Raw genomic sequence first — 10,356 nt, forward strand, 5'->3', positions numbered from 1 at the left:
GAAAATGAGCAGATTTTGACCGCCGACGGAACGAATGTGTAAGTATCGTCGTTAACGTACCCGCGCATTAACCGTGTACTCCCGATTGAGAATGTCGCGCTGGCCTCGTGCAGACGATCACTCCCGCGTGGTCTGTTCTTCGATCTCTTCGAGGGTGCGCCCCTTGGTTTCCGGCACAAACAGAAAGACAAACACTCCGCCCGCAAGGCAGATCGTTCCATAAAGGAAGAAACTCCCGGCGCTGCTCAGGGAGCGAACGATGAACGGGTAAGAGTACGTCAGAGCAAACGAGGAGATCCAGAGCGCGGAAACCGTAACCGAAACGCCAAACGAACGTATCCGATTCGGAAAGATCTCCGAGATCAGCACCCAGGTCAGCGGCGCCAGGGTCATTGCGTAGCATGCTATCGCGCACAGCGTCAGCACCAGTACCGGTATGTCATGTGTTCCGGCGCGATAGAAAAAACCGGCCAGCAGATGCGAAATACCGATCCCGGCGCAGCCCGCCAACATGAGCGGACGCCTGCCCCACCGGTCCACGATGGCCATGGCGACGAGCGTAAAAAGAAGGTTGATCGTGCCAGTAATCACGATATCCAGCATGATCTGGTTCGCACCCAGCCCGGCAGAGCGGTACACCTCTTCCGCATAGTTGAACAGGATGTTGATGCCGCTCCATTGCTGCAACACCGCGAGCACAATGCCAATGAGCAGAACCTTGCGCGCGCCTCGACTCAGGGTTCCGCGCCGTTCGGCTGGCTGTGCCTGCTCGGCGCGCAGACTGCCTGCGATCGCCTCAATTTCAGCCGCTGCATAAGCCCCGCTGCCGCCGATCCGCTTCAGCACCTTTGTCGCCTCGTCGATGCGTCCGCGTACGAAGAGCCATCGCGGGCTTTCCGGAATTGCGAATGAGGCAACGAGAAAGATCAGTGCAGGCAGGGCCACCGCCGTGAACATCCATCGCCATCCCGTCTGAACATTCCAAGATGCAACCAGAGCCTCAGGCGAAATGTGCTCCGGCACCGGCGCGGCGATCCGCCAGTTCACGATCTGTGCCAGTAGAATGCCAACCACGACGGCGAACTGATTCAGACTCACAAGTCGTCCGCGTTGCGCAGCTGGGCTCACCTCGGCGATATATAGCGGAGAGATATTCGAGCTGAGGCCGATTGCAATGCCACCGACGATGCGCCAGAGGATGAACGCTGTGAACGAAAACGCCCATCCGGTAAAAATCGATGAAACTGCGAACAGCACCGCGGATACAAGCAGCACCGGCTTGCGTCCATAGCGGCTTCCCAGGGCTCCGGCGGCAAGGGATCCCACGAAGCATCCCACCAGGGCGCAGCTGTTGGCCCAGCCGATCGCCGAAGCACTCTGCAAATGGAAATAAACTTCAAAGAACTGGCGCGCGCCGCCAATCACGACCCAGTCGTAGCCGAACAGCAGGCCGCCTAGTGCCGCAACAACGGCGATGCCCCAGACATAACCGGAAGCGCGCGAGGAATGCAGCGGGTTTTTATCTTCGCTCGAAGCGATGGAAACAAGCACGGGTGTTTGTCCACTCACAAAGCAGCGTCGTCTTCCAGAAGATCCTGCGCGCCCATATGAGATCGATCGAGCCTACGGACCTCTTCGAGCGCCGCTCGCGCTTCCGCACCGCGTCCCAGGCCGAGCAGCGCCTGCGCGCGTAGAAATGTGGCCGTGATGTGCTGGCGCTTTGCGAGATCCTCGTCAAACAGCAACATCGTCGGCAGCGAGGTTGCAAAGTAGTCGATCTTCGGCGGCCGCTTCTCGAGTTCCTCCGCGTAGTTGAGGATCTCACCGAACAGCGACTCTGCTTCGGCTTCGCGCCCCAGTCGGCGCATCGCCATCGCGCTCCAGTAGGTCATTTCGGAAACGCCTCTCACCTGCATCTGCTGGAAGTCGCCGCGCTGGCGGACTGCTCTCTCCCAGTGCGTCCTTGCGCGAGCAGCATCCTCGGCCGCTGCCCAGGCTTCGCCCAGCCAGAACTGGATATTGCTGCTGTTCGTCAACAGATGACGGGCCTCGTTCAGGCTCTGCGGCGGATGATCCGCGGCTTCGATGCAGCGAATCGCACCACGGAAATCGCCGGCCTTCAGCAACTCCCGTCCCAGTTGCAGCTGCGCCCGCACATATTCCCCGAGGACCAGCCCCTCTCCACCTTCCCACGGCTGAAACTGCCGCGAGAGCAACAGCGCAATTGCCTCAGTCGGCCTGCCCACCTGGTTATAAAGCGCAGTAAGCTCCACTCTGAGATCATCGCGGCGGGCAACCAATGCACGATGCGCCTCCAGGCCGGCGAGCCGGTCCAGCGGATCGTCGCCCAGCCGCTTACGAAGTTGGTCTTCCTCATACAAGATGCGCGCATCGTCCGGAGAACATATCCGCGCATGATGAAAAGCCTGCCGCGCCTTCTGCCTATCGTGTTCCACGTTGAAGTAAGCAATGCCGAGATTCCGCCACGCGGTCGGGAACTTTGGGTCCAGGCTGACAGCGCGCTCCCACTGCGCAATCGCGTCGCGGTGACGCTGCCGATCATATAGAAGATTGCCGAGATAGTACGGCGCACGTGGGTCGTTCGGGTACGCCGCGATCGCTCGCTCGAGCGCCACCATCTCTTCAAGGCGGCTCGGAAATACGTAGGTTGCACTCGCCTTCGCAGCCGCTGCAGCTGCGCTCGGCTGGCCTTCCTTTTCGTGGTGACTCGTGGGAAATGCGCGCGTATAAAGCTCCATCGCCGTTGCGCCGGCCGCTAGAATCGTCTCCGCGTCGTCGAGGAGCCCGGCGCGGATGCAGTCATAGGCAAGGTCGAGGCGCCGGCCGGCATCTGCGGGAGCATCGCCGCTGCTGAGAAATCGGCTCCAGGCATCCAGCGGATCCAGACACAGCATTGCGTCGAGCTCCGCGTTCGCCTCGTCCATGCGGCCCAGCCGCCGCAGAATTACAACCTTGAGATTCCGCGCATTCGAGTTCTCTGAATCGGCTCGCAGCGAACGCAAGACGTGTTCGAGCGCTGCCGCAAGGCGGCCATGACGCAGATCGATTTCGGCAAGGCGGTGATAGCCGGGTCCGCGCCATGCGGCAGACCAGGTTGCCTTGTAGAACGCATCGTAGGCCTCATCAGCACGGTCCTGGAACAACAGCGTCATGCCGAGGTTGTAATACGCTTCGCTGTCGTACGGGTTCGGATTACGCGCAGTCAGTCGTGCAATCGCCACGCGAAAACAGTTCTCCGCCAACCCCAGCTCGCCGCGGCGGAGATGCATCCTGCCCAGCGCATTGTTGACGCGGCTGTCCATTGGATCGCGCCGCATCGCTTCGCGCCAGTAGGGCTCAGGCGAACGGGTGGCGTGACGATATTGCTCGAGGTGGAGTCCGGTCAGGTAGAGTTCGTCTGTCGAATCGATCTCCTCCGGGTCCGGAGGCTCGGTGGCCTCGACCGGAGCGGGAGCTGACCGGATCTCGTCCGGCGCATATCTCAGTAGAACCTCGCCCTCCGCTTCGAGTTCCAGGATCCACTCCTGCCCAGAGCCTGCCAGCGGCAAGGCAATCACCTCGGCGTGGTCCGGCAGCAGGTTCCCGTGCCACACGGCCGGATCATCTCCCGGCGAGCTGAGCCGCAGCATGGCTCCGGCGATAGCGTGCGTTACCTGGATGTGGACTCGCGCCTCGCCGCTTTCCCATGCAACGCGCATCGCCGTGTGCACGTTCGCAATGTCGGGTACTCCCATTCCACCGATCGGATACCAGAACTGGCTAAAGCTCTTTGTCTCTCCCGGCGCGAGAAAGGAAAAGTCCGGCTGGTTGTCTGTATACACGCCCGCCATCAACTCGATATAGGGCCCATCGTGGTCGGTCAGGCTGCGATCCCACGCATATCCGAATTCGTGGTTGCCCCATGTCCATTGTTTCTTGCCCGGTGCGATGTGATGGTCCGCGACATGCACTACGCCTGCGCGTGCGGCATGGTCGTAGCCACCGAAAAAGTCGCCGCGCGAATTCACGATCATGTAACTGGTCGGCACAGGAATATTCGCGTACCAGCTCAAGTCGTTCGCAGGATAGGAGCCATCCGGCACGAATTTCCTCGGCATCTCCCCCAAGGGAACTCCGTCCCTCGCGCGCTCTCCGTAAGCAATTCCGTAATACGTGCCGAGGCTGCAGGGAAATTCCGTCACCGCCCGCTTCGCATGATCGGCAACGTAGCGCACGTCGCGGGGAAAGAACGATTGATAGTGCTCATGCACGCGCGTTGCCGCGTTCGCCCACCAGAGAAATGTCTGCGTGTCCCAGGTACGGTTGTAGAGGCGGACCTTTAGTTCAAGGTATGCGCAGCCCGGCCGCAGACAGACGCCGTGCATTCCCTTCATTCGGGAGATCGGATCATGATCGCTGCACCACACCGTGACAGAACCGTCTTCCTCGCGCTCGATGGCGATATCGACCGGAAGAAACGTCGCTGGTCGGTGATGCTGCGGCCAGTTGAACTCGACCCCGCCTGAGATCCATGGACCGGCGAGTCCCACCAACGCCGGCTTGATCACGTTCTGGCGATAAAAGAAGTCATATCCGTTCCTCTTGTCGAAGCCGACATGAATCCGTCCGCCGATCTCGGGAAGGATCATCAGGCGCAGAAACTCGTTCTCCAAATGGACGGCCTGCCAGGCGTGCTCGCGCGGCACGGTGGCAATGCGATCGATGACCGGCAGCGGGTAAACCTTGCCGTTGCTCCCCTGGTAGACGCGCTTTTCTAGAAACAACGGATTGGGATCGGGTTCATCCGGAAGATAAGACCTCATCACCACCGACTGCTCCCATGCCTTCACGGCGGCAGTCTCACCGGCAGGCGGATCAGGAAGGACCAGCCGGGAGGTCTCTGTGGCGCGCAGATTCACGGTTTCACTGGGCATGGCAAGTATCGAGCAATCGTGTATCTCGTTAACGTTAACGCTAATCCTTGAAACTTGGCAACAGGATTTTCTCCCTAACCACCGGCGGCCACCGAATCCAGCGGCGCTTCCTCCAAATCGGCAGGCATAGTAGCCGCCGCAGCGCGGTTGATTCTGAAAGCAGTTCCAGGCAATGCTTGACAACTCTTCTTGAGCAGCCGTAAAGTGCCGTTATTTCGTCGGATTGCGTGAACGTTACCGCTTTCTGATCCAGCTCGACCCAATCCCCTGCCTGGAGAAACCGATGACCCACCCTGCACTCTCGTACTGCAGTCTCTGGTTGCACGCTGTTCGTGCAAGAATACTCGCTCTCCGCATCTTTGCGCTCCGAAGCGTGGTCTCCGCAGCCGGCGCCCTCGCCCTTCTGCTCGCAGTTGCCACAGCACCAGCTCAGGTCAACGGAGTCGGCGAACGTCCCTACTCTGGCTGGAGCACCTTCAGCGAACAGACCGTCAATTCGGGCTTCCTCAGCCAGGCCAACGTTGCGGCAGAATCCGATGCCCTCGCCGCCTCCGGCCTCCAGGCTCACGGATTTGAGTACATCAACATTGACTCCGGCTGGCAGGGCACCTTCGACACCAGTGGCCGGCCCATTCCGAACACCTCCACCTTCCCCGATATCAAGGCATTGGTCGATCACATTCACCAAAATGGGCAGAAGGCCGGCATCTACTGGATTCCCGGTGTTGAATATCCGGCCGTGGTGGCCAACTCGCCTATCCTCGGTACTCCGTATCACATCCAGGACATCCTGACAGTTCCTTACACCGCCGGAAACGCATTTGGCGCCCCCGGCACTTCTCCATACCATTACAAAATCGACTTCACCAAACCAGGAGCCCAGGAATACATGAATTCCGTGGTGGCGCTCTTCGCTTCATGGGGCATTGACCAGATCAAGCTTGACGGCGTCACTCCCGGCTCAGACAGTTACGACCTTTCCATCGACAACCGCCTGGATGTGGCCGCATGGTCGAAAGCGATCGCTGTGAGCGGTCGCCCCATCTGGCTCACCGTCTCCTGGGCGCTCGACCAGGACTACCTCGGTGTCTGGCAGCAATACGCAAACGCGCGCCGCATCGATCAGGATGTGGAGTGCGAAGGCGGCTGCGGCACGCTCACGGACTGGCCACGTATCTACGAGCGTTTCCGCGATCTGCCCGGCTGGGAAGCAGCCTCCGGCCCTGCTGTGGGATGGAACGATCTGGACTCACTCGACATCGCCGACGGTGCCCTCGACGGTCTCAGTAACGAAGAAAAGCAATCGGCGCTGTCGCTATGGGCCCTTGCCAACGCACCTCTCACTCTCGGCGGCGATCTGCAGAAGATCGACGCCTTTGGCAAACAGCTAGTCACCAACGATGAAGTGCTTGCGGTGGCACGCTCAGGGAATCCTGCACGGCAGGTCCTGGATGGCGACCTTGAAGTCTGGGTCAGCAATCTCGGCAACGGCAGTTACGTTGTCGGTATCTTCAACATGAACGCAACCACCACCCGGGCGCGCATTCCCTGGAGTCTGCTGGGATTCGCCAATGCCGTTAGCGTGCGCGATTTATGGACTCACCGCGATCTCGGGCCATCTTCCGGGAGCTTCTCCACTGCGCTCGGTGCGCACGCCTCTGAGCTCATTCAGGTCCGCGGAGTCGGCCGTCCGGCTACCTCGCCGTCAACAAGCTACGAGGGCGAGTCTGCCATCCTCGGCGGCTCCGCGGTGATTGCCAACTGTGCCGCATGTTCGGGTGGAGAGAAGGTTGGCGGTCTGGGGATCGGCGCCGGCAACAACGTCACATTCAACAACGTCTCCGTGTCCAGGGCTGGCGAATACCTTATGCAGGTCGACTCCATGACACAGGGGCTGCGATCCTACATTTATCGCGTAAATGGAGGCGCCTATCAGACGCTCAACTGCGGCGGCGGAAGCTTCTTCCTGCCCGCCTCCACAACCGTGCCTGTCCATCTTGAAAAAGGAATCAACTCCATCGAGTTCGGTAGCCCGGTGAGCTATCCGCCCGATCTCGACCGCATTGTCATTCGCGGCAATGGAGACTTCCCTACCCCGAATTCGATGACCTATGAAGCGGAGGTCGCCACGCTCAGCGGCACAGTAGTCGGCGAGTTCAGCAACTACTCGTCGGGCTTGGGCAAGGCGGGCAATATTGGCGGAGGCGCAGGCAATTCCGTGACCTTTTCCAACGTCACCGTACCGGCGAACGGCACCTACCAGCTCGAGATCGACTACCAGACCAGCGGTCCGCGATCTTACTTCATGAGCATCAATGGCGCTCCAGAAACGGAACTCGACCTCAATGGGAGCACCTTCAGCGATCCTGTTCCCACTGTACTGAAGGTTCAACTTCACGCCGGTACAAACACCATCAGTTTCGGAAATCCGTCCGGGTTTTCTCCCGATCTCGATCGGATAGTGGTAGCCCCAGCATTCTGAGGACCGCGCGAGGATCGCTAAGCGCGTCGTTCCGCTTTCATTACGCCGCCCAGGATCCGACAGCTATGACCTGAGACGGAACGGGTTCGTGGGAGGACTAGAAGGGAAAGCGTTATTGATAGTCCGGGGCTCTGTTACTGTTGATCCGCGATGAGTTGTAAGCCCGCGATTCAGCTGCGGCCGACTGCACCTTTCGGTTGGCGCCTTCAATTCAATGCGCGCTTCCAGAATTCATCGTCTCAAAACGCGCTTTGGCTATTCGCATCAACCGACCTTAAGAGCAACTGCTCGGTTGCACGCTCAATTGTTGACGCTCGCGGTGTGTTTCTTCGATTGGATTATCTGAGCACTTAATGCGCTCAAAAGAGCCAGTCCGATGGAGATCCAAATCACGTCGCGGTATCCCGATACGAAGGCCTCGTCGACGGCGTGCGTTACGAGCAAGTCGTTGATTTGGGCGCCCGCTAGTTTCGATCGCTGCATTTCGACAGTTTGGCGTACAGAGGGAGAGAGCTGCATCTGTCCGAGGCTGCGGCTCAGCGTACGGTTGAAGCCGGCTGAAAGGACGAGACCAAAGACTGCGATGGCCAACAGTCCGGCGATTCGCGACACAGCGTTATTGACTCCAGAGGCAACACCGGCCTCCCTGGAAGGTACCGATTCCATCACTGCCGTCGTAAGCGGCGCCACGCAGATCGCCATGCCGATTCCCAGAACAGCCACCGCCGGGAAGAAGGTGTTCCAGTACGGGCCCCCGATCCCGGGCCTCAAAAAGAGCGCAAAGCCTGACGCCGCGACGAGTGATCCAACGGTGAGCGGCAGTCTCGCGCCATACCGAGCCACCAGGCTTCCCGACCAGCGGGAGAGTACGAAGATCAAAAGGATCAACGGAAGCAACGCGGCTCCAGCCTGCGTTGCCGAGTAATGCTGGACTTGAATGAGATCAAGGGGAAAGAAGAATAAGATGCCGCTGAGAGGCGCGTAGAGCAGGAACGTGAGCAGGTTGGCCCCCGAAAAGTCTCTGGACCGGAAGAGATGCAAAGAGACCATCGGGGCTGGCGAATGTGATTCCACGATAAGGAAGGCAAGCAGCGTGCCCACGCCGGCCAGGCCTAAGCCCCAGACAACTGCTTCGCGTCCTGACGCCGTGGCCGAACCATCGATAAGAGCATAGGTGATCGCCCCCAGGCCAAAAGTAGCGAGCGTGGCGCCCTGCCAATCGAGACTCTTGCTTGCTGCCTCGTCACGGCTGTCCGGGACCCGCCACAGCGAGAGCAGGATTACGATGATCGCGAGAGGAAGATTGATGAAGAAGACCCAACGCCACGACGCGTTCTCCACCAACCATCCGCCCAGGACCGGCCCGATCGCGGCAGTGATCGCTGTAAAGGCAGACCAGGTGCCAATGGCCCGCCCGCGCTCGCCCTCTGTATAAGAAGCGCTGATAATGGCCAAGCTACCCGGAATGAGGAACGCCGCTCCAATTCCCTGAAGTCCGCGAGCGACGATGAGGGAAGTGATTGAGGTGGCGAGGCCGCACCAGGACGATCCAATTGCGAACAGGAGGACGCCGGAGAGGAAGACTCTGCGGCGACCATAGAGATCGCCAAGAGAACCGCCCAAGAGCAGGAGTGATGCGAGCAGAAGGGCGTAGGACTCGACCACCCATTGGATGTTCGTCACCGATGCATGAAGAGCATTCTGCAAAGCGGGGAGTGCAACGTTGACGACTGTCCCGTCAATGAATGCCATGCTGGAGGCAAGAATAGTCGCAATCAAGACCCAGGGCCCTCTGCATGGCTGTGCTGCGCCCGGAGCGACGCCCGCTGCCAGTTCCTCACACGGAGATTTGATTGGCATCATCAATCGCTGTTCAATCCTGATCTTCCATGCTTATGCGCGGCCTCGCAGAACGAATATTGCAATTCCAGTGAGATAGGTGCGTCACTTGCGACGGGGGTTGCATGAAAAGGCTATGCGATCGACACTCTTCGCTGCGGCAAGCCGTCAATCGTTGGTCGCAAACTCCGCTGAAAGCCTATTATCCATGTCTTAGAGAATCCACTAACGCGCGGCTGCCAAGTGATTGCTGCTACCCGAGTCGAGGTGAAAGGGCTTCGTGTACGGTTCGACAGGAAAACCCTTCGTTCTCCAGCCGTCGAGACCGCCCTTCAGAAATTTGATTCGCAAAAATCCCATGGCGAGAGCTCGACGCAAGATGATGCGGCTGGTCCTGTCACTCGGGCAAGTGCAATAGACGACGAGGTCGCTTTCTTTCGGGAGCAGCGATGGATTTGCGCGCACATCCTCAGGCGCAAGCCACTGTGCGCCCGGGATGATGACAGAATCGCCCAGCAAATCGAGAGGCTGACGAACATCAATAACCAGCACTTCTTGTTTGGAAGCCATTAGCGCATGCAGCGTTTCCGGCGCGATACTGTGTCGTTCCATTTCGCGGCGGTCTATCTCTCGTTCAGTCAGAAACACAGTCAGCAGAACAACGGCAAGAATGGTCGCTATCACCAGGAACATCTCTGCTCCTCCCTGACAATAGTGAGATTCATCCGAGCGTGGATGGGATTCGGCCGAAAGAAACGGCGCAGATCAACGGCGGGCGATAGGGACGGAGCGGCGCCATTCTGTCTCAGGCTTGCGCTTGTTGGACGAAGACGTACTTGGTAAAACAGGATCTCCGGCGCACCGTCCCGGACAGAGCCATTGGCAGACCCTCCATTTGGGCACAACCAGCCAGGAACGAGCTGACTTTCCGCAATGGCCGCCGGCCCAGCAGATCACACTCGCGATTTGATATGCCGTTGAAAAGTTGGCACTTTCTCCATTACGATCAGAAAGTAGCCGGCGACGCCAACCAGAGATAAACCGAAACTCGCAAGAGAGGCTGAAACGCCGAGGATAGGAATCAGCTTTCCAAGAATTAAA

At 59.2% G+C, this 10,356-nt stretch carries 5 protein-coding genes; 1 reads left to right on the forward strand and 4 read right to left on the reverse strand.

The window, feature by feature from the left end:
- Positions 1-117 precede the first annotated feature (117 nt).
- Both VK574_RS06735 and VK574_RS06740 read right to left on the reverse strand, forming a co-directional pair.
- Positions 118-1,569 carry a sugar porter family MFS transporter gene (locus VK574_RS06735; RefSeq protein WP_472799062.1) on the reverse strand — a complete coding sequence of 484 codons (1,452 nt, stop codon included), beginning with the start codon at positions 1,567-1,569 and terminating at the stop codon, positions 118-120.
- A complete protein-coding gene (locus tag VK574_RS06740) occupies positions 1,566-4,934 on the reverse strand; it encodes a DUF5107 domain-containing protein (protein ID WP_472799063.1) in 3,369 nt (1,122 codons plus the stop codon). The genes VK574_RS06735 and VK574_RS06740 overlap by 4 nt, the downstream gene beginning before the upstream one ends.
- Positions 4,935-5,217: 283 nt before the next feature.
- Here VK574_RS06740 and VK574_RS06745 point away from each other — a divergent pair, with 283 nt between their 5' ends.
- Positions 5,218-7,416, forward strand: coding sequence for an alpha-galactosidase D (locus VK574_RS06745; RefSeq protein ID WP_472799064.1), 2,199 nt, complete (start codon positions 5,218-5,220; stop codon positions 7,414-7,416).
- Between the two features lie 300 nt (positions 7,417-7,716).
- Here the strand turns inward: VK574_RS06745 and VK574_RS06750 are convergent, their stop codons facing one another.
- Both VK574_RS06750 and VK574_RS06755 read right to left on the reverse strand, forming a co-directional pair.
- The gene (locus VK574_RS06750) at positions 7,717-9,195 is read right to left on the reverse strand and encodes an MFS transporter (protein ID WP_472799065.1); all 1,479 of its coding nucleotides are present in this window, start codon (positions 9,193-9,195) and stop codon (positions 7,717-7,719) included.
- 285 nt (positions 9,196-9,480) lie between these two features.
- A complete protein-coding gene (locus VK574_RS06755) occupies positions 9,481-9,948 on the reverse strand; it encodes a rhodanese-like domain-containing protein (RefSeq protein ID WP_472799066.1) in 468 nt (155 codons plus the stop codon).
- Positions 9,949-10,356: the final 408 nt, after the last annotated feature.

It is taken from the genome of Occallatibacter sp. (assembly GCF_035317045.1).
Lineage (GTDB): Bacteria > Acidobacteriota > Terriglobia > Terriglobales > Acidobacteriaceae > Telmatobacter.

Bases quoted from the DNA above. Each gene is read 5' to 3' on its own strand.
- VK574_RS06740 (WP_472799063.1), bottom strand. From the start codon at position 4,934: ATGCCCAGTGAAACCGTGAATCTGCGCGCCACAGAGACCTCCCGGCTG.
- VK574_RS06745 (WP_472799064.1), top strand. From the start codon at position 5,218: ATGACCCACCCTGCACTCTCGTACTGCAGTCTCTGGTTGCACGCTGTT.
- VK574_RS06755 (WP_472799066.1), bottom strand. From the start codon at position 9,948: ATGTTCCTGGTGATAGCGACCATTCTTGCCGTTGTTCTGCTGACTGTG.